The sequence below is a fragment of the Kitasatospora sp. NPDC051170 genome (assembly GCF_044455705.1).
Classification (GTDB): domain Bacteria; phylum Actinomycetota; class Actinomycetes; order Streptomycetales; family Streptomycetaceae; genus Kitasatospora.
In genome coordinates this window covers 151926-171974 of the sequence record NZ_JBITFA010000009.1, presented here as the reverse complement: position 1 = coordinate 171974, position 20049 = coordinate 151926, and the positions used below count along the sequence as shown (strand labels likewise).

Here is a 20049-nt window from a genome sequence, read left to right as displayed (position 1 = left end):
GACACCTTCTCACTCGACACGTTCTCACTCGACGCCTTCTCACTCGACACGACTTCACGAGGTGATGACGCATGCCCATGCCCACGTCCACGTCCGAATCCACGTCCGAATCCACGTCCACTCCCCCGGCCGCCCCGCTCGACGTCGCCGCCCGGCTGCTCGGTCTCCTCGGTGACACCGGCACCGAGCCGCGCCCCGACGACCAGCTGGAGGCGCTGACCCTCGCCGTCGCCGCCGACCTGCCCGTCCTGCTCTGGGGCGAGCCCGGCATCGGCAAGACGGCCGCGCTCCACCAGCTCGCCGCCGCCCTGGAGTTGCCGCTGACGACGGTGATCGCGAGCGTCCACGAGCCCTCCGACTTCGCCGGACTGCCGATCATCGGCGACGACCCGGCGCAGCAGGGCGTCCCGCTGGCGCCACCGGACTGGGCGGTGCGCCTGGTCCGGGCCGGGCGGGGCCTGCTGTTCCTGGACGAGCTGTCCACCGCGCCGCCCGCCGTCCAGGCCGCGCTGCTGCGGCTCGTCCTGGAGCGGCGCATCGGTGCGCTCCGACTGCCGCCGGGCGTACGGATCGTGGCCGCCGCCAACCCGCGTTCCTCGGCGGCCGACGGGTGGGAGCTGAGCCCGCCGCTGGCGAACCGGTTCGTGCACCTGCAGTGGGCGCACGACCCCGAGGTGGTGGTGCGGGGCCTCGGCGGCGTGTGGCCGGTGGCGACGCTGCCCCGGCTCGACCCGCAGGCGCTGGAGCCGGCGGTGGCACTGGCCCGGCGGGCGGTGTGCGGGCTGCTGGCCGCCCGCCCGGAGCTGGTGCACCGGCTGCCCAGCACCGAGACCAGGCGCGGCGGGGCCTGGCCCTCCCCGCGCAGCTGGGACATGACGCTGCGGCTGACGGCCTTCGCCACCGCCGCGGGCTCCTCCCGGGAGGTGCTGTCGCTGCTGGTCCGCGGCACGGTCGGGGACGGCCCGGGGCTGGAGCTGATGGCGTACCTGGACCGGATGGACCTGCCCGACCCGGAGGACCTGCTCGCCGACCCCTCCGCCGCCGTCCTGCCCGAGCGCGGCGACCTGCGGCAGGTGGTGCTGGACGCGGTGGTGGCCGCCGTACGCCGGCGGCCGGAGCGGGAACGCTGGGACGCGGCCTGGGAGCTGCTGGCCGGGGCGCTGCGCACGGGCGCGCCCGACCTGCTGGTCGTCCCGGCGACCACGCTCGCCTCGCTGCGGCGGGAGGACTGGGAGGTGCCGGAGTCGATCGAGCGTCTGGCCCCGACGCTCGCGATCTCCCGGCGGGCGGACGCCCTCGCCGCGAAGGGTCGCGGATGAGCGGCGCCACTGCCACCACTGCCGCCGCCCCGCCCGGCCTGGACCTCGAGAAGCTGTACGCGGCCCGGCTGCACGCCACCCGCGCCCGGCCGTACCTGGCGACGGCCCTGTTCGCGCTGCACGTGGTCGAGTCCCACCGGGTGCCGACGATGGCCGTCGACCCGTACTGGCGCTGCTACGCCTCCCCCGCCTTCGTCGCCCGCACCCCGGTCGAGGAGTTGGCCTCGGTGTGGGTGCACGAGGTGTCCCACCTGCTGCGCGACCACCACGGGCGCGGCGACCGCCTGGCGAAGCGCCTCGGCGAGGACGGCCCGGCCTGGCGGCTGCGGGTCAACATCGCCGCCGACTGCGAGATCAACGACGACGCGTACGGCGACGGCCTGATCGCCCCCGAGGGCGCGGTCGCACCTGCCCTGCTGAACCTGCCGGCGGGCCGGCTGATGGAGGACTACGTCCGGAGCGTGCACGTCAATCCGCACGACCCGTACGTGGCCTGGCTGGACTGCGGCGCCGGCGCCGACGGGCTCGCCCGCCCCTGGGAGCTCGGCCCCGACGGCGGCCACGGCCTGAGCCCGCAGGAACGGGACGCCGTGCGCTTCCGCGTCGCCGAGGGCATCCGGGGCCGGCCCGGCGACGCGCCGAAGGGCTGGCGCCGCTGGGCCGAGGACGCCCTGCACCCGCCGCAGCCCTGGCGCGAGGTGCTCGGCGCCGCGCTGCGCTCCGCGCTGGCCTCGGGCGGCGCGGGCGAGGACTACAGCTACGGCCGCCCGGCGCGCCGCTCGGCCTCGCTGCCCGGCGTGGTCCTGCCGAGCCTGCGGCGGCGCCCGCCGCGGGTGGCGGTGGTGGTGGACACCTCGGGGTCGGTCTCGGACGCGGAGCTGGGCAGCGCCCTGCTGGAGGTGGCGGCGATCGGCAAGGCGGTGGGCGGCCGCCGGGACCAGGTCTCGGTACTCTCCTGCGACGCGGCGGCGCAGGCCGTGCAGCAGTTGTGCCGGGCCGAGGGCATCGAACTCGTCGGGGGCGGCGGCACGGACCTGCGGACGGGCTTCGCGGCCGCCCTGCGGGCCCGGCCCGCGCCGGACGTCGTGGTCGTGCTGACGGACGGGCAGACGCCGTGGCCGACGGCGGCGCCGCCGTGCCGGACGGTGGTCGGCCTCTTCCCCCGGCCCGCGCGGGCGCGGGAGTGGGACCCGGACTACCGGCCGGACCAGCCGCCGGACTGGGCGCGGGTGGTCACCATCGGGTGACCACCTCGCACTATGCCTGTAGTGCCACTACTGACGTAGTGACACTACAGGCATAGTGGCGGCCCAGCCCCTCCCGCAGCCCAGACAGCGGGGCGGCGGGAGGGGCCCGGAGAGGGTCGGGTCAGCCGACCATGGCAGCCAGGACGGCACGCCAGTCCTCACCCGGTTCCGGGTGGAGGAGGCCGGCGAGGGTTTCGGCACGGTAGTGCCAGGGGCGGCGCAGCTCCGGGTCGGCGTCCGGGCCGGCGGTGACGGCGCTGGTGGAGCCGAGCAGCCGGACCAGTTCGGCGGTGAACTCCTGCCAGGAGACATGGCCGCCGACCGCGTTGACGACGCGTCCGGCGGAGGGGTGTCCCGCCGTGGCGCAGCCCGCGAGCGCGCGGGCGAGGGCGGCGGCGTGCACCCAGGCGGCGCGGGAGGGCACCTCCGGGAGGATGATCGGTTCGCCGGCCAGCGCGGCCTGGTAGAGCGCGCCGGTGGAGCCCCAGCGCAACTGGTCGCGCAGCCGCTGGTGCGGGCCCCAGACGATGGGCGCGCGCACGGCGGTGACCGGGCCGCGACCGGCGGCTTCGAACAGCAGCCGCTCGCAGTCCAGTTTGGCCTGCCCGTACGGGCTGACGCCCGCGCCGGCGGGCCCGCCCTCGGGGACGTCGGTCGCGTCCGGGCGGCCGTAGGCGTCGATGCTGCTGACGAAGACGAACGGGCCCCGGCCGCTCCAGCCGTCGAGGAGGGCACGCATCGCGGCGCGGTCGGTGTCGTGGTCGGTGAAGGTGCAGGCGGCGTGGATCACGGCGTCCGCGCCCTCGACGGCGCGGCGCAGGCTGTCCGGGTCGGCGAGGTCGCCCTCGGCGAGGTCGGCGCCGTGCAGGGCGGGAAGGTGGGCGGACTCGGGGCGGACCAGGGCGCGGACGGGCCGGCCCTGGGCCATGAGTTCCTGGAGGACGGCGGCGCCGACCCCGCCGGTGGCGCCGGTCACCAGGACGGTGCCGGTGCGACGCGCCGACCCACCGGCACGGGGCCCACCAGCACGGGACCCACCAGCGCGGGGCCCCGCGGCGCGGCGTTCCTCGGCGCGGGCGGCGAGGAGGGCGGCGAGGGCGCGCGGGGTGCGCTGTTCGAGGATGTCGAGGCCCGTCAGCGGGAGGCCCAGGACCGTGCGCAGCCGCTCGGCGAGCTGGACGGCGACGAGGGAGTGGCCGCCGAGGGCGAAGAAGTCGCCGTCGGCGGGCGGGGTGGCGCCGAGCAGCTCGCCGAAGGCCGTGCGGACCTCCTCGATCGGGCCGGAGGCGGCCGGGCGCGCCCCGGGGAGGCGTCCGTGGTCGAGGCTGCCGTCCGGGTGGCGCGGCAGGCGGTCCATCAGGGTGACGGCGTACGGGAGTTGGCCGGAGGAGATCCGCCCGCGCAGCGCTGCGCGCAGGTCGGTGCCGCTGGGCGCGACGGGGCCGCGCACCACGGCGTAGGCGAGGGGCGGCCCGTCGCCGGTCTCGGCCACGGCCGCGTCGGACACCCGCAGATCGGCGAGCAGGGCTTCGACGACCGGGTGCCCGGAGGCGGCGAGGCGCTCGCCGGGCAGGTCGCTCAACCGCCGGTCCCCGTCCTCGGCCACGGCGGTCAGCAGCTCGGCGAAGCCGCCGAGCAGCCGGGCGGCCGTGGCTTCGTCCAGCGCGTCCCGGTCGTGCTGGAGCAGGCAGCGCGGCTGCGGCCCGTCCTCCAGCAGCAGCGCGAGCCCGAACTTGGCTAGCCCCAGGTCGAGTTCGACGCTCTCGGCGGCGAGTCCGGGCAGGGTGAGCGGGGCCGGGGCCTGGACGAGGTCGCAGCTGACGGACAGCAGCGGGGTGCCGTCGGCGCCCCGGGCGGCGGTGCCGAGGCGCTCGACGACCAGGTCGAAGGGCACGTCGTGGTGCTGCTGGGCGTCCAGCAGGGCGGCCCTGGCCCGGTTCAGGACCTCGGTGAAGGCGGGATCGCCCGCCAGGTCGGCGCGGACGGCCAGGGTGTTGACGGCCAGGCCGACGGTGCGGCGCAGGGCGGGCCGGGCACGGTGGCCGCTGGCGCAGGCCAGGGTGAGGTCGTCCTCGCCGGTGGCGGTGCGCAGGGTGGCGAAGGCGGCGGCGAGGAGGACGGCGTACAGCGTGGCGCCGTGCCGGGCGCCGAGGCGGCGCAGGCCCTCGACGGTGCCGGGGGCGAGCGGGGCGGTGTGCAGGGCGGCGCGGCGTTCGCGCGCCCCGGGCGGGACGGGCCGCAGCAGCGGGAGCGGGCGGGCGCCGGCCAGCTGGCGGGCGCGGGCGTCGGCGGCGGCGGTGAGTTCGGCGTCGCGGGCGCGCTCCTCCCGGGCGTAGGTGGTGTACGGCGGTGCGGACGGCGGGAGTTGGGGCGCGGAGCCGTCGAGGGCGGCGGCGTAGAGGGCGGCGAGGTCCTCGGCGAGCACGGGCAACGAGCCGCCATCGACGGCGATGTGATGGATCGCCAGCAGCAGTGTGTGGTCCTCTGCCGCGTGTCGCAGCAGCAGCGCCCGCAGCACCGGTCCCGCCGTCAGGTCGAAGGGCCTGGCGGCCTCCTCCGCGAGCCGGGCCGCGAACGCCTCGGCCGAAAGCCCCTCCATCACCGGCCCCTCGGCCGAGAGCCCCTCGATCACCAGCTCCTCGATCACCAGCTCCACCGGAGCCGCCGGGTCGACCTGCTGGTAGGGCTCCTCGCCCCGCTGCGGGTAGCGGGTGCGCAGCGCGGCGTGCCGCTCGGTGAGGGCGGTGAGCGCGACGGCGAGGGCGCCGGAGTCGAGGGGACCGCGCAGCCGGGTGGCGAGCGGCACGTTGTAGAGGGCGCCGCCCTGCCCGAGGCGGTCCATGAGCCACATCCGCTGCTGGGCGTGGGAGAGCGGAGCGGGGCCGAGGTCACCGCCCCCGGGGCGCGGCGCGGCGGGGCTGACGGGGCGGCTGCGGGCGCGGCGCAGCAGGTCGCTCTGGTCGACGATGCTCATCGGGCGGGCTCCTCCCCGTCGGAGTCGGTGCCGTGGGCGGCGCGCAGGGCCTGTTCGAGCAGGTCGGCCTGGGCGGCGACGGTGGGGTGGCCGAGGAAGTCGGCGAGGGAGAGTTCGGCGCCGAGGTCCTCGCGCAGGTCGTCGACGATCCACATGGCGAGCAGGGAGTGGCCGCCTTCGGTGAGGAAGTCGGCGGCCGGGTCGGTGACGGGCCGGCCGAGGGCGCGGGCCCAGGCGTCGGCGACGACCTGCTGGATCGGGGTGAGGCCGGCGGTGGCGCCCGCCTCGACGGGGTCGGCCGTCGTGGCGGGGCCCGGGTGAGCGAGCGCCTTGCGGTCGACCTTGCCGCTGCCGTTGAGCGGCAGTGCGTCGAGCACGGCCCAGGCGGTGGGCACCAGGTGGGCGGGCAGTTGGGCGGCGAGCCGCTCGCGCAGGGTGGCGACCGAGGGGCGGTGGCCCTCGGCGAGGACGACGCAGGCGGTGAGCGCGGCGTCGGGCGCGCCGGGGTGGCGGACGACCACGGCGGCCTCCGCGACCTCGGGGTGGCGCAGCAGCGCCTGCTCGACCTCGCCGGGCTCGATGCGGAAGCCGCGCACCTTGACCTGGTCGTCGGTGCGGCCGTGGAACTCCAGTGCGCCGTCGGGCCGTTGGCGCACGACGTCGCCGCTGCGGTAGGCGCGGCCGGCGCCGGGCAGGTCGCGGAAGCGTTCGGCGGTGAGCTCGGGCCGGTTGAGGTAACCCTGGGCGACGCGGGCGCCGGCGATCCACAGTTCGCCGCTCTCCCCGGGGGCCACGGGCTCCTGACGCTCGTCGAGGACGAGGGCGCGGGCGCCGCCGAAGGGCCGGCCGATGGGGACGGGCGCCTCGCCGGTGCAGTCGGCGGGGGTGATGCGGTGCAGGGAGGTGAAGGTGGTGGCCTCGGTGGGGCCGTAGACGTTGTACAGCTCCAGCCAGGGGAAGGCCCGCAGCACGGCGCCGGCGTACTCGGGCGAGAGGGCCTCCCCGCCGACGGCGAGGGTGCGCAGCACGCCGAAGACGCGGGACTGCCGGGCGGCGAGGTGGTGGAAGAGGGCGGTGGTGAGGAAGAGGGTGGTGACGCCGTACCGTTCGACGTCACGGACCAGGTCCTCGGCGGTGGGCCGGTCGGCGGAGGAGACGGCGACGGCGGCGCCGTGGGCGAGCGGGGCCCACAGTTCGAAGGTGGTGGCGTCGAAGCCGAGGGCGGAGTGGCACAGCACCCGGTCGCGGGGGCCAAGGGCGAGCGCGTCGGGGGCGGTGACCAGGTCGGTGACGGCGCTGTGCGGGACGAGGACGCCCTTGGGCCGGCCGGTGGAGCCGGAGGTGTGGAAGACGAGGGCGAGCCCGTCGGCGCGGGCCGTGTCGGGGGCGGCTCCCCAGGCGGAGTCGCCGTCGTGCTCGCCGAGGACGAGGGTGCGCTCGGCGGGCAGGCCCGTCTCGGCGAGCAGGGCCTTGTCGCCGAGGACGAGCCGCGCTCCGGCGTCCTCGATCGTCTCGGCGAGGCGCGGGCGCGGGTAGGCCGGGTCGAGCGGGACGACGTGGCCGCCGGCGCGCCAGACGGCGAGCTGGGCGACGGCCAGGCGGGCGGTTCGGGCGCACAGCAGGCCGACGGCGTGGCCGGGGCCGACGCCCCGGGCGGCGAGGACGGCGGCCAACCGGCCTGCGGACTCGTGGAGTTCGCGGTAGGTGACGGCGGTGGTGCCGTCGAGGAGGGCGAGGGCGTCCGGGGTCCGCTCGGCGTGGCGGGCGATCAGCTCGGGGACGGTGAGAACAGGGACGGTGAGATCAGGGTGCACGGGCTGGACGGTGGTGGGCGCGGGCAGGGCGCTCATCGGGGGTTCCCTTCCGGGCGCCCCGGCCGCGCGGGCCGGGGCGCCTGCTCGAAGTCGTCAGGCGGTGGCGGCGGGTGCCAGCCGTTCCTCGACCAGCCGCGCGACGGCGCGCAGGTCGGGCTGGCGCAGCAGGAGCGAGGCCCGCAGCCGCAGGCCGTACTCGCTCTCCAGCGCCTCCAGGAGCCGGGCGGCGGCGAGCGAATTGCCGCCCGCCGCGAGGAAGTTGTCCTCGGGGCCGAGTTCGGCGCGGCCGATCAGCTCGCGGCAGAGCTTGAGCACGGTCCGTTCGACCGGGGTCTCTCCCTCCGACACGGACTCCGCCGGCACCGGCTCCGCCGCCACGGTCGCGAGCAGCGCGCCCCGGTCGACCTTGCCGTTGGCGTCCAGCGGGTACCGCTCGACGAGCCGGACGGTCGAGGGCACGGCCTGCTCGGGCAGCCAGGGCCGTACGGCCTCGACCAGGTCGGCGGGCTCGACCCCCTCGGCGGCGGGCTGGACGAAGGCGAGCAGTCGCACGCCCCCGGCGGCGGCCGGTTCGGCGGCGACGACGGCGCGGCGCACCCGGTCGTCGCGCTCGAACGCGGCCTCGACCTCGGCGGGTTCGAGGCGTACGCCGCTGACCTTCACCTGGTCGTCGAGGCGCCCGTGGAATTCGATCACGCCGTCGGGCCGCATGACCACCCGGTCGCCGCTGCGGTAGACCCGGTCGGTGCCCAGGACGCCGTCGGGCACGCCGACGAAGCGGCGGGCGGTGAGTTCGGGGTCGAGGTACCCGGCGGCCAGGCCGATGCCGCCGATGCGCAGTTCGCCGGCCTCGCCGCGCGGCACGGGCACGCCGTCCTCGTCGGTCACGAGCAGGACGGCGCCGGGGACGGGCAGGCCGATCGGTGGGGCGCCCTCGCCGTGGTCGGCGCCGGGGGCCATGGTGTGCACGGTGGTGGTGACGGTGGCCTCGGCGGGGCCGTAGGCGTTGTGCACGGTGGCGGTGACGTCAGGCCCGGGGGCGCGGCGCAGCCGGTCTCCGCCGATGGTGAGGTGGCGCAGCGCGAGGCCCGGGGGCCAGGGCCGGTCGAGGACGGGTTCGGCGAGCGGGGTGGGCAGGACGGCGACGGTGATCCCGGCCTCGCGCCACCAGTCGGTGAGGGCGCCGGAGTCCCAGCGGACGGCCTCGGGGGCGACGACGAGGGCGGCGCCGGAGGTGAGGCCGGCCCACAGTTCCATGACGTGCGGGTCGAAGGCGACGCCGATCACCAGGCTGTGCCGCTCGCCGGGGCCGAGTCCGGTCAGGCCTCGGTACCACCGGAGGAGGGCGCCGAGGGCCGGTTCGGTGACGGCGACGGCCTTGGGGGTGCCGGTGGAGCCGGAGGTGAGGACGGCGTAGTGGGTGCCGCGCGGCACGGCCTCCTGGCCGCCGGGGGTGAGGGACGCCTGGACGGTGCCGGGCAGGCCCACCTGCAGGCCCAGCGGCAGGCGCTCGCCGCCGTCCGGCAGGACGCCGGGTTCGCCCACGAGGCAGACGGGGCGCAGCTGTTCGGCGACGGCCTGCAGTCTGCGCTCGCCGGGGCGGGGGCCGAGTGGCAGGTGGACGGCGCCGAGCTTGGCGGCGGCGAGGGTGACGGCCACCAGGGCCGCCGAGTGGCCGAGGCAGACGCCGAGCAGGTCGCCGGGGCCGACCCTGCCGCGCAGGGCGTCGGCCACGGTGTCGGCGAGGCGGTCGAGTTCGGCGTAGCCGTAGGTGCGCCCGCCGTCGATCAGGGCGGGGGCGTCGGGGGTGCGGTGCACCCAGGTGGTGAAGAGGTCGAGGACCGCGCCGTCCTGGTGCGGTCGGCCGTACCCGATGCTGCTCAGGGGTTCCATCGGAGTCTCCAGGTAACGTGACGTGACGGACGTGACGGACGTATCAGTCATCTGACGAATCGTCAGTTCAGGCCCATGGAACGGGCGATGATCACCTTCTGGACCTCGGAGGTCCCTTCGATGATCGTGGTCATCCGGACGTAGCGGTACAGGGACTCCAGCGGGTGCCCGCGCACCCAGCCGGTGGCGCCGTGCACCTGGAGCGAGCGGTCCACGGCGCGCACGGCCGTCTCGGAGGCGGTGAGCTTGGCGAGGGCGGCGTTCTCCGGGGATTCGGTGCCCTCGTCGACGAGCCGGGCGCAGGCGAGGGTGAGCAGCTTGGACGCCTCCACCTCGGCGCGGGTGGTGACCAGGTGTTCCTGGACGTGCTGGTAGTCGCCGATCACCCGGCCGAAGGCCCGCCGTTCGCGGGCGTACTCGACCCCGAGGCGCAGCGCGTGCTCGGCGATGCCGTTGCACATCGCGGCGACGACCAGACGCCCCCGCGAGAGGCTGTCGATGGCGAGGGCGGTGGCGGCGCCGACGGCGTCCTCGCCGCCGATGACGGCCTCCGGGCCCAGGCGCACGCCGTCGAGGAGCAGTTCGAACAGCGGCTCGCCGGACATGCCCTCGTAGCGCTGGCCGATGCGCAGGCCGGGCTGGTCCATGGGCATGACGAAGGCGGTGGCGCCGCTGGTGGGGCCGGCGCCGTCGCCGAGGTCGGTGGCGGCGACGACCAGGGCCAGTCCCGCGTGTTCGGCGTTGCTGACGAAGGTCTTGCGGCCGTTGATCACCCACTGGTCGCCGGTGCGCACGGCGGTGGTGGTGAGGTGGAAGGCGTCGGAGCCGGCCTGCGGTTCGGTCAGGGCCAGGCAGCGGGTCTGTTCGCCGCGCACCAGCGGGACGAGGTGACGCTCGACCTGCTCGGGGGTGCCGCTCCGCAGCAGCGGGCTGGGCCCGTCGGAGCCGGCCAGGGCGTAGGGGGCGAGGACGCAGCCGCTGCGCCCGGCGGCGTGGTGCAGCAGGACGACGGCGGTGAAGGGCATGTCGGAGCCGCCGAGTTCCTCGGGATAGTCGCCGGCGTAGAAGCCGAGGGCGGCGGAGCGCTTGCGCACGTACGCCCTCAGGTCGTACGGCACCTGATCCTCGGTCTCGGGCAACTCGGCGGCGAGCGGGGCGAGTTCGCGGCGGACGAAGGTCTCGAACGCCTCGACGATCTCGCGGTGGCCGTCCTCGAGGACGGAGGACGGGCTGCTCATGCCGCACCCCCGGTCAGTGCGCGGGCCTGGTCGGCGAGGACGGCGTGGCGGAAGAGGGTGCGCAGCGGGGGCCGGGTGCCCAGGCGCGGTTCCAGCCAGGCGGCGAGCTGGGCGGCGAGCAGGGAGTGGCCGCCGACCTCGAAGAAGTGGGAGTCGGCGGTGAACCGGTCGTGGCCGAGGACCTCGCGCCAGGCGTCGGCGATGAGCTGCTCGCCGGGGTCGGTGAAGGCGCCGGGCTCGCTCTGCCCGCTCTCCTGCGGGGCCTCGGCGGCGAGCCGGGCGAGGGCGGCGCGGTCGGGCTTGCCGCCGGGCAGGGTGGGCATGACGGGCAGGGCCGTCCAGCTCGCGGGGACGAGCCCGGCGGGCAGGCGCCGGCCGAGGGCCTGGTGCAGGGCCGTCTGGTCGGGCTGGTCGGCGCCCTCCAGGAAGCCGACGAGGCGGGGGCCGGTCCGGAACTCGCCGTGCGGGTCGGCGAGCGGGCCGCCGTGAGGGTCGCCGTGCAGGACCACGGCGCAGGAGCGGCCGCCGAGTTCGGCGGAGGCGGCGGCCTCGATCTCCTCGAGTTCGATGCGGTGGCCGCGCAGCTTGATCTGGTGGTCGGAGCGGCCGAGGAAGCGCAGCCGCCCGTCGAGGCCCCGGTAGGCGCGGTCGCCGGTGCGGTAGACGCGGGCGCCGTGGAGGGCGGGGGCGGTGACGAAGCGGGCGGCGGTCGGCTCGGGCAGGCCCGGGTAGCCGTCGGCCAGCAGACTTCCGCCGATGGCGAGTTCGCCGACGCAGCCGTCGGGCAGCGGGCGCAGGGTGTCGTCGAGGACGTGGACGCGGGCGCCGCGGATCTCGGTGCCGAGGGGGATCTCCGCGCCCTCCGCCAGGTCGTCCTCGCCGACCCGGTGGACGGTGGAGGTGACGGTGGCCTCGGTGACGCCGTAGGCGTTGAGGACGGTGGTGTGCCCGGTGAGCCCGGCCAGGGCCTTGGCGGGGAGGCGTTCGCCGCCGAGGACGAGCAGCCGGGGCTTCCAGCGTCCGTCCTCCAGGGCCTCGCGCAGGTCCTCGCGGACGGCGAGCAGGTAGCTGGTGGGCAGGTTGGCGACGGTGACGCCGCGGGCGGCGAGCACGGCCACCAGTTCGGGCCCGGTGGGCACCTCGCGCTGCGGCAGGACGAGGCCGGCGCCGACGGCGAGCGCGGGCAGCACTTCCTCCAGGGACACGTCGAAGGAGGGCCGGGCGAAGAGCAGCACCCTGTCCTCGGCGGTGAGTTCGTACCGTTCGGCGATCGCTGCGACGTACCCGGCCAGGGCCGCCCGGGAGACCTGGACGGGTTTGGGCACGCCGGTGGAGCCGGAGGTGTGGATCAGGTAGGCGGCGCCGTCCAGCACGGCGGCGGGCTCGGCCTTCGGGAAGGCGGGCCCGTCGAGCAGGGCGGGCGTGATGCCCTCGGCGGGCAGGGCCAGGGCGCTGGTGCGGGTGGCGAGGACCAGGGCGGGGGCGAGGCGTTCCAGCAGCAGGCCGAGCCGGGCGGCCGGGTCCTCGGTGGACAGCGGCGCGTGGACGGCGCCGAGGCGCAGGCAGGCGAGCAGGGCGACGACGCTGTCCGTGCCGCGCGGCAGCACGGTGGCCACCGGCTGCCCGGGGGTGACGCCGGCGGCGGCGAGGCGGGCGGCGAGTTCGCCGACGCGCCGGTCGAGTTCGCCGTAGGTGATCCGCTCGGCGCCGGCGAGCAGGGCGAGGGCGGTCGGGTCCTGGGCGGCGGCCGGGTCGAGCGCGGCCGGCAGCTCGGGGGCGGGATCCGCCGGAGCGGCCACGGCCGTCGGGGCCAGCGCGGCGAGCGGGGCCTCCGGCCGGTCGAGGTGGTCGCGCAGCAGGTCCAGCATCCGGTCGGCGAGGAGCTGGGCCTGCGGCTCGCCGAAGAGGTCGGCGTCGTAGTCCCAGACCAGGGTCATGCCGGCGGCGCCGTGCTTCTCGCCGACCACCCGGCGGTCGTCGGGCAGCAGCACCAGGTCCAGGTCGAAGCGGGTGGTGCCGGTGTTGAACCCCTCGTACAGCGAGACCTCGAGGCCGGGGGCCTGGACGTCGGGGAGGGAGGCGTCGTGGGCGCTGAACATGACGTTGAACAGCGGGTTGTCGGCGCCGCCGGTGTGCAGGCCCAGGCGCCGGGTGAGCTCCTGGACGGGCAGGTCCTGGTGCGGCAGGGCGCGCATCAGGACGTCGGTGACCTCGTCCACGGCCTCGGTGCCGGGGGCGTCCGGGTCGAGGCGCAGGCGCAGCGGGACGGTGTTGACGAACATCCCGACGGTGCCCTCGAAGCCCTGCGGGCGGTTGCCGACGGCGGTGCCGACGACGAGTTCGCGGTGGCCGCCGTGGCGGCGCAGCAGTTCGGCGAAGAGGGCGAGCAGGGTGGTGAAGGGGGTGTGGCCGTCCGCCTGGCTGCGTTCGCGCAGCCGCACGGCGAGGTCGGCGCCGATGGACTGGCGCAACTGGCCGCCGTGGTGGCGGCGTTCGGCGCCGGGGCGGGCCAGGCCCGGGAGGGTGATCTCGCGCGGGGCGCCGGCCAGCTCCCGCTCCCAGAAGGCGAGTGCGCGCTCGCCGGGGGTGTCGGCGGCGGCGCGGGCGTGGTCCTCGTAGGAGGGGGCGACGGGCAGGCGGTGGTCCTCGCCGAGCACCTGGGCGCGGTAGACGGTGAACAGGTCGCGCAGCAGGACCGCGAAGGAGTGGCCGTCGTGGATCAGGTGGTGCTCGACGTGGATCAGCCGGTGGTGGTCCTCGCCGAGGCGGACGAGGTGGTGGCGCAGCAGCGGGGCGCGGGTGGTGTCCAGCGGCTCCTCGGCCTCGGCGGCGAGCAGGGTGCGGAAGGACGCCTCCGGGTCGGGCTCGGCGGTGAAGTCGCTCTCGCGCAGGAGGGGTTGGGCGTCCTCGGCGACGCGCTGGGCGGGCAGTTCCTCGGCGCGGTGCACCAACTCCAGGCGCAGGCCCGGGTGGTGGCCGAGGAGGGCGCCGAGCGCGGTGTGCAGCGCCTCGCGGTCGAGGGTGCCCCGGAGGTCGAGGACGGCGGTGAAGTTGTAGGCGCGGCTCCCGGGCAGCATCTGTTCGTGGAGCCAGACGATCTGCTGGGACGGGGAGAGTGGGAACATGGGCGACTCCCTTGTGTGGTGGGTGTGTTGGCATGTCGGTGGTACGGGTGGCCGGTGCGGGGCACGGGTGGGCCCGCACCGGGCCGGTGGGGCCGGGCGGCGTGACGGGATGGGGGCGCCGCCCGGAGGTTCGTGGGTGGTCGGGCTGGGGCGTACCGCTCAGGCGAGGTGCTCGTCCAGGGTGGTGAGCAGGTGCTCGAAGGCGCCCTGGGCGGCGGCCGCCGGGAAGCGGCCCTCGTCCCAGGCGAACTTGACGAGCAGCTCCGCGCCGTGGGAGGCCGAGACGGCGAGCGGCGCGGCCAGGGGCCGGCCCGCCAGGTGGGTCTCGCGGCCCGCGACGCCGTCGAAGGCGAGCGGCGGGCGGCGGTGGAGGTCCTCGAGGGTGAGCATGGCGTCGAGGGAGCCGGTCCACCCGGCTCCGGCGGCGCGGGCGGCCCGGACGACCTCGTCGAAGGGGGTGCCGGCGTGGTCGAGGTCGTCCCACCAGTGGTCGGCGAGGGCTTCGAGGTCGGCGCTCTCCCGGGTGGCGGGGTGGACCAGGGTGTTGAGGAAGCAGCCGAGCGCGGCGGGCGCGCCGGGCGGGCGGCCGCCCCAGGGGTAGCCGAGCGCGAGCGGCCCGTCCGCCCCGGCTTCGGAGTCCGTCCCGTACAGGCGGTGGGCGGCGCTGCCGACGGCGGCCAGCAGGGCCGGGAAGACGGCGCTGCGGGCCGCGCCCTCGGCGGCGGGCAGCCGGGCGCTGAGCATGGCGGTGGCGGTGGCCGCTCCCCCGCCGGCGCCGGTGAGCGCGGCGAGCCTGCGGCCCCAGTGGGCCTGGGCCGCGGGGGTGGCGGCGGCGTCCTCGGCGGCCAGCTGGAGGTGGACGGCCTCGCGGTAGGCGTCGAGGGCCCGCCCGTCGGGGCCGGTGGCGGGCTGCTCGCCGCTCGCGTACGCCTCGGTCAGCTCGGCGGTGAGCACGCCCAGGGACTGTTCGTCGCAGGCGGCGTGGTCGAGGGCGAGGGCGAGGAGTTCCTCCTCCTCGTCGTCTCCGGCGGCGAGCAGCAGGCGCAGTGCCGGCCCGTCCTCGGGCCAGTCGCGCAGGGCGGCGAGCAGCGCCTGCCGGGCGGTGGTGCCGGGGGCGACGGGCACCCGGACGGCTTCGGCCGAGGGCCCGCCGACGCGCAGCACGGGCGTGCCGCGGACGGTGGCGAAGGCGCCGCACAGGGCGGGGTGGCGGGCGGCGACGGCGATGGCCGCGCGGGCGAGGCGCTCGGGGTCGACGGTGCCGCGCGGGTAGGCGAAGAACAGCGGGACGAGGTCGGAGCGGGCGCCCTGCGGGGCGAGCCGGCGGGTGATCAGGAAGCGGCGCTGGGCGCCGGTCAGCGGGAGGAACTCCGTCGGGGAGTCGGCGGCGAGGGCGCAGTACCGGGCGAGGTAGGCGGCGGTGATGCTGGCGGACACGGGGGGCACGGGGCTGGTCTCCGGTTTCCGTTCTGGGCGTTCGTCGTATCGTCCGGTCAGGTGGTCGTCGGGCCGGCGGCGCTCGCCTCCTCCGCGACGACGACCCCGTTCTCCGCCCCGGCCTCTCTCCCGGCCCCGGTCACGGTCACGGCCTCGGCCCCGGTCACGGCCTCGGTCACAGCCCCGGTCACGGTCTCCGGCAGGTCGCGCATGCCCCGCAGCGGCGAGAACAGCAGCGGCAGCGGCACCAGCGCGAAGCCCGCCGCGCACAGCCACAGCGCGGTGCGCGGCCCGGCCGCGTCGGCGACGGCGCCGCCGAGCAGCCCGCCGAGCGGCAGGGTGCCCCAGACCAGGAAGCGCATCGTGGCGTTCATCCGGCCGAGCAGGTCGGGCGGGCAGACGCTCTGGCGGAAGCTCACCTGGGCGACGTTGTAGGCCACCGCGCCGAACAGCACCACCGCCGAGGCGAGGCCGAAGAGCACGACCCCGGCGCCGCGCCCGGCCAGCGGCCACAGCAGCGCGAACGGCGCGGTGACGACGGTGGCCAGCCAGATCAGCCGGGCCTGGCCGAGCCGGCGGGCCAGCCACCCCGCGCACAGCGCGCCCGCCAGCCCGCCGAGGGCGGAGACGGAGAGCAGCACGCCGATGGCGCCGGGCGCCAGGTCCAGCACGCGGACCCAGAACACCGTCTGCACGGCGGTCAGGACGGCGGCGAACAGGTTGGAGACGGCGGTGGCGGCGGCGATCGCCCGCAGCAGCGGGTGGCCGAGGACGAAGCGCAGGCCCTCGGCCATCTCGGCGCGCAGCGACCGCCCGGGCCGGGCCTGCGGCACCGTCTCCTCGGCCTTGATGCGGGAGAGCAGCAGGGCGGAGGCGAGGTAGCCGCAGGCGTCGGCGACGATCGCGGCGGCCGCGCCGAGCAGTTGGACGAGCCCGCCGCCGAGGCCGGGCCCGACGATCTGCGCGGAGGAGCGGACGGTCTCGATCGCCCCGTTGCCCGCGACCAGGTGCTCGCGCGGCAGGACGGCGGGCAGGAAGGACTGGTGGGCGACGTCGAAGAACACCGTCGCCACGCCGGTGACCAGGGCGACCAGGTAGAGCTGCGGCATGCCGAGCACCCCGAGCGCCGCGGCCGGCGGGATGGAGCCCACGGCGAGGCAGCGCACCACGTCGGCGCGGATCAGGACGGGCAGTTTGCGCATCCGGTCGAGCCAGGCGCCGGCCGGCAGGCCGACCAGGAGGAAGGCGGCGGTCTCGGCGGCGGTCAGCAGGCCGACCTCGAACGCGGAGGCGTCGAGCACCACCACCGCCACCAGCGGCAGGGCGACGAGGGTGACCTGACTGCCCGTCTGGGCCGCCGCGGCTCCGCTCAGCAGGAGCCGGAAGTCGCGGTGACCGAACAGACGGGCCGGGCGAGGGTGGGGCGTCGTCTCGTTCATCGGTGCGACTCTCGGTCACGGATTCGACACGGGCAACCGCCGGGTTCCGAATCCGGACGACCCGCAGCTCGGCCGGATCGCGCCACCGGCCCGCCCGTCCTCCCGCGCCCCCGACGACCCCGCGCGCCCCCGAACGGCCCGGCAGAGCTGCCGCCCTCCCCTCCACCGCTGGCCCGGGGCCGCCTCGGGCCGGTCCACGCGCGTCACGTCCATTTCGCCGTCCGCTATCCGGACATCGACATTCCGGCCACCGGACGACCGTCGTCAACTTGGCCGGATTCGATGGAGCACTGACAGTGCGTCACCCAACCGTGATACCGGCCGGGCCGACGCGGCACGTCATCACCGCACGCAGTACGCCCCGAGGCCGTACTCCAGCTGGTCGAACGCCCGCCGCGCCGCCGCCACGGCGTCCGCGTGGACGGCCTCGGCCTCCTCGCCCGCCGCGAGCCGGCGGACGTTCTCGCGCACCAACTCCGTCCGGACTGCGCACAGTTGGGCCGCCGCTGTCCGCGCCGCGAGGCCGTCGGACCCCGCGCCCGCCTCGCCCGCTGCCTCCGCCTCCTCCCCCGCCTCCTCCGCGAGGGCGGACGCGAGCGCGTCCACGCTGCGCATCGCCTGGTCCAGCACCCGCAGCCGCAGACCGGGCGCGGCCAGCACCATCCGATGGAAGGCGAGGACCTGCGGGCGCCCGTCGAGCCCGGTGAGGGCGTCGCGCCGCTCCAGCCCGTCCAGGAAGTGCCGCCGCACGGCCGCCACGGCCGACTCGCCGGAGCGGCGCCCTCGCACGACATCCACCAGGTCGTCCACATGGTCCTCGAACCGGTGGAGGACGAGGTCCTCCTTGGTCGGGAAGTAGTTGAACACCGTGACCGTCGAGACGTCGGCGACCGCCGCGACGTCGGCGACGGAGACCTTGTCGAAGCCGCGCTCCAGGAAGAGCGCGATCGCCGCCTCGGAGATGGCACGCCGCGTCTGCCGCTTCTTGCGTTCCCGCAGGCCGATCCGCTCGCTCATGGGCTCACCCTACCCTGCTCGCTTTCGTCGCTACAAACTTTTATTGACACAAAGGTTTTGCTCACTATAGAAATCTGCTCAAGGGGTGCCCCACCCGGGCCTCCGGACCTCCGGACTTCCGGACCTCCGGACCTCCGAACGTCGACCTACCGAAGGACGGGTGTCGTGATGACCGAGACCGCCGCACCGGGCGTGCGCTCCGGCGGAGCCGCGCCGCCGATGCCGCGCCGCCATGTCGTGATCGCCGCCACCGGCTGCTTCGCCACGCTGCTGCTGGGGCTGCTCGACCAGAACATCGTCAGCGCGGTGTCGTGGACGATGGTCCAGGACCTCGACCCCGCCCACGGAGTCGCCCGCCTGCCCTGGCTGCTGACGGCCTACACGCTCGCGGACTGCGTCGTGCTCCCGCTGTACGGCAAGCTCGCCGACGTGTACGGCGCCAAGCGCGTCTACCTGGCCGCCCTCGGGATCTTCCTCACCGGCTCCGCGCTGTGCGGCCTGGCCCGGACGATGCCCGAGCTGATCGCCTTCCGCGCCCTCCAGGGCCTCGGCGGCGGCGGGCTGATGTCGGTGACCATGGTCGTCCTGGGGCTGCTGTTCCGACCGGGCGGCGGCGGCGGCGGCGCCGAGGGTGAGGGTGAGGGCGATGAGGGCAAGGCCGGACTCGGCGGCGTCATGGTCGGAATCGGCATCGTCCTCGGCCCGGCCGTGGGCGGCCTGGTGTCCACCCACCTGAACTGGCGGTGGGTCTTCTACCTCAACCTCCCACTGGGGATCGCCGCGTTCCTCACCTCGCTCGCCCTGGTCCGGCTGCCCGTGACCCCGGTCCGGCGCCGGGTCGACTACCCCGGCGCCCTGCTCGTGGCCGCCGCCGCGAGCGCCCTGCTGATGGTCTCGCAGTGGGGCGGCAAGGACTACGCCTGGGGATCGCCGACGATTCTGGGCCTGGTGCTCGCCGCCGCCCTCCTGCTCGCCGCCTTCCTGTGGCGCCAGGCCACCGCCGCCGAACCGGTCTTCACCCTCGCACTGCTGCGCAACCCGACCTTCCGGGTCATGGTGCCGCTCGGCTTCTTCGGCGGCATCGGGCTGGCCGGCTCGGTGGCCTACCTGGTGGGCTACTTCCAGGAGGTCCGCGGCATGAACCCGACCGACGCCGGGCTGCTCCTCCTCCCGATGGCCGTCGGCATGACCGCCGTCGGCCTGCTCTCCGGCCGGGCCGCGGCCGCGACGGCGGGCCGCCGCCGCTACCAGCTCCTCGCAGGCCACCTGCTGGTCGCCGGGGCGATGCTGATGTTCAGCCGCCTCGGCGTCGACACCCCGCTCTGGTACCTGAGCCTCGGCCTGCTCCTCCTGGGCCTCGGCCTCGGGCTCTGCCTCGGCGTCGGCCTGGCGATCACCCAGAACGCGGTGGCCGCCGAGGACCTCGGCGTCGCCACCACCTCCGTCCGCTTCGTGCAGCAACTCGGCGCCTCGGCCGGGCTCGCCCTGTTCGGCACCGTCCTCAACCGCCAACTCACCGCCCGCCTCGGCGAATCCGCGGGAGCCTCCGTGCTCGGATCACCCCACCGGGCCACCCTGGAGGCCGTCGCCTCCTCCACGGACACGGTCTTCGCCATCGCCGCGTGCGTCATGGTGGTCCCGGCCCTGCTGTCCCTGCTGCTCAGGGAGCGGCCGGCGGATCGCTCGGCGCCCGCCTCGCAGTGAGGATCCCGCGACCGCCCTCGCCCGCAGAACCGCACGTCCCGTTTCCTAGGCCCTGTCCGGGGTTCCGCTCGCCCGGGCCTGCGCCAGTTCGGCGGCCACGCGTTCGCCGCGGTCCTCGCCGAGGTCGAGGGCGGCCAGGACTCCGGGGACGGAGATGCTGGGCATGAGGTGGCGGTAGAGGACGGCGACGCGGTGTTCGAGGTCGGAGCGGTCGGCGGTCTTGTGGGACTGGATCCGCACGCCCGTCCAGGCGCCGGTCATCAGCCAGGCCGTCTCGGCCGGCACGACGTGCGGCAGCAGTTCGCCCGCCTCGTCGGCCGCCTCCAGCAGCGCCTCGACGCGCTTGATCCAGCCGGGGGACGCGCCGCCCTCGGGCTCGCCGAGGGGGTGGCGGCCGAGGGAGAGGCGGGCGCCGGCGCTCAGCATCGGGTCGCGCGGCATCAGGTGGGCGACCAGCATCCCGAGGTCGACGAACTCCTGGAGGCGGCAGTGCCGCCGGGGGACGTCGGTGCGGCCGAACTGCTCCGCCAGCACGCCCCGGGCGAGCTCCCGCTTGGACGTGAAGTGGAAGTACAGCGCCCCGCGCGTCACCCCCGCCCGGGCGACGACCTGGTTGATGGTCGCGCCCTCGTAGCCGTGCTCGTCGAAGACGGAGGCCGCCGCTTCCAGGATCAGCCGCCGCGTCCGGACCGCCCGTTCCTGCCGCACCACCGCAATCGTCCCCCGTCCCGGCGCTCCGCACTGAAAGAAACCAACCACCCCGTATCTTATGGGCCCCCACCTCGGCGCCACCGGCCCTCCAGCACGATTGGAGCCGATCTTGAGCGGCGCACCCCGGCCGG

The 20049-nt window shown here is 76.2% G+C and carries 12 protein-coding genes; 3 read left to right on the top strand and 9 right to left on the bottom strand.

Going from position 1 to position 20049, the window contains the following annotated elements; translation table 11 throughout:
• Window positions 1–77: 77 nt before the first annotated feature.
• Window positions 78–1319 carry an AAA family ATPase gene (locus tag ACIBCA_RS20240; protein ID WP_396284456.1) on the top strand — a complete coding sequence of 414 codons (1242 nt, stop codon included), beginning with the start codon at window positions 78–80 and terminating at the stop codon, window positions 1317–1319.
• On the top strand, window positions 1316–2566 hold the full coding sequence (locus tag ACIBCA_RS20235; protein WP_396284305.1) for a VWA-like domain-containing protein: 1251 nt from the start codon (window positions 1316–1318) through the stop codon (window positions 2564–2566). Before ACIBCA_RS20240 ends, ACIBCA_RS20235 begins: the two co-directional genes overlap by 4 nt.
• A gap of 121 nt (window positions 2567–2687) precedes the next feature.
• Here ACIBCA_RS20235 and ACIBCA_RS20230 read toward each other — a convergent pair whose 3' ends face one another.
• The 8 genes from ACIBCA_RS20230 to ACIBCA_RS20195 form a co-directional block, all read right to left on the bottom strand.
• Complete coding sequence (locus ACIBCA_RS20230) at window positions 2688–5540, bottom strand: condensation domain-containing protein (RefSeq protein WP_396284304.1); 2853 nt, start codon at window positions 5538–5540, stop codon at window positions 2688–2690.
• Window positions 5537–7390 carry an amino acid adenylation domain-containing protein gene (locus ACIBCA_RS20225; protein ID WP_396284303.1) on the bottom strand — a complete coding sequence of 618 codons (1854 nt, stop codon included), beginning with the start codon at window positions 7388–7390 and terminating at the stop codon, window positions 5537–5539. The genes ACIBCA_RS20230 and ACIBCA_RS20225 overlap by 4 nt, the downstream gene beginning before the upstream one ends.
• Before the next feature lie 57 nt (window positions 7391–7447).
• Window positions 7448–9247, bottom strand: coding sequence for an AMP-binding protein (locus tag ACIBCA_RS20220; RefSeq protein ID WP_396284301.1), 1800 nt, complete (start codon window positions 9245–9247; stop codon window positions 7448–7450).
• A gap of 62 nt (window positions 9248–9309) precedes the next feature.
• The gene (locus ACIBCA_RS20215) at window positions 9310–10485 is read right to left on the bottom strand and encodes an acyl-CoA dehydrogenase family protein (protein ID WP_396284300.1); all 1176 of its coding nucleotides are present in this window, start codon (window positions 10483–10485) and stop codon (window positions 9310–9312) included.
• Window positions 10482–13610 (bottom strand): amino acid adenylation domain-containing protein, encoded by a 3129-nt coding sequence (locus ACIBCA_RS20210; protein ID WP_396284299.1) that lies wholly within the window; start codon window positions 13608–13610, stop codon window positions 10482–10484. The genes ACIBCA_RS20215 and ACIBCA_RS20210 overlap by 4 nt, the downstream gene beginning before the upstream one ends.
• A gap of 159 nt (window positions 13611–13769) precedes the next feature.
• Window positions 13770–15047 (bottom strand): non-ribosomal peptide synthetase, encoded by a 1278-nt coding sequence (locus ACIBCA_RS20205; RefSeq protein WP_396284298.1) that lies wholly within the window; start codon window positions 15045–15047, stop codon window positions 13770–13772.
• Window positions 15048–15103: 56 nt separating this feature from the next.
• Window positions 15104–16486, bottom strand: coding sequence for an MFS transporter (locus ACIBCA_RS20200; RefSeq protein WP_396284297.1), 1383 nt, complete (start codon window positions 16484–16486; stop codon window positions 15104–15106).
• Between the two features lie 342 nt (window positions 16487–16828).
• Window positions 16829–17503, bottom strand: coding sequence for a TetR family transcriptional regulator (locus ACIBCA_RS20195; protein ID WP_396284296.1), 675 nt, complete (start codon window positions 17501–17503; stop codon window positions 16829–16831).
• A gap of 168 nt (window positions 17504–17671) precedes the next feature.
• On the opposite strand from ACIBCA_RS20195, the gene ACIBCA_RS20190 reads away from it, so the two are divergent.
• A complete protein-coding gene (locus tag ACIBCA_RS20190) occupies window positions 17672–19207 on the top strand; it encodes an MFS transporter (protein ID WP_396284455.1) in 1536 nt (511 codons plus the stop codon).
• Between the two features lie 45 nt (window positions 19208–19252).
• On the opposite strand, the gene ACIBCA_RS20185 is transcribed toward ACIBCA_RS20190, so the two are convergent.
• Window positions 19253–19915 carry a ScbR family autoregulator-binding transcription factor gene (locus ACIBCA_RS20185; RefSeq protein WP_396284295.1) on the bottom strand — a complete coding sequence of 221 codons (663 nt, stop codon included), beginning with the start codon at window positions 19913–19915 and terminating at the stop codon, window positions 19253–19255.
• Between the last annotated feature and the right edge of the window lie 134 nt (window positions 19916–20049).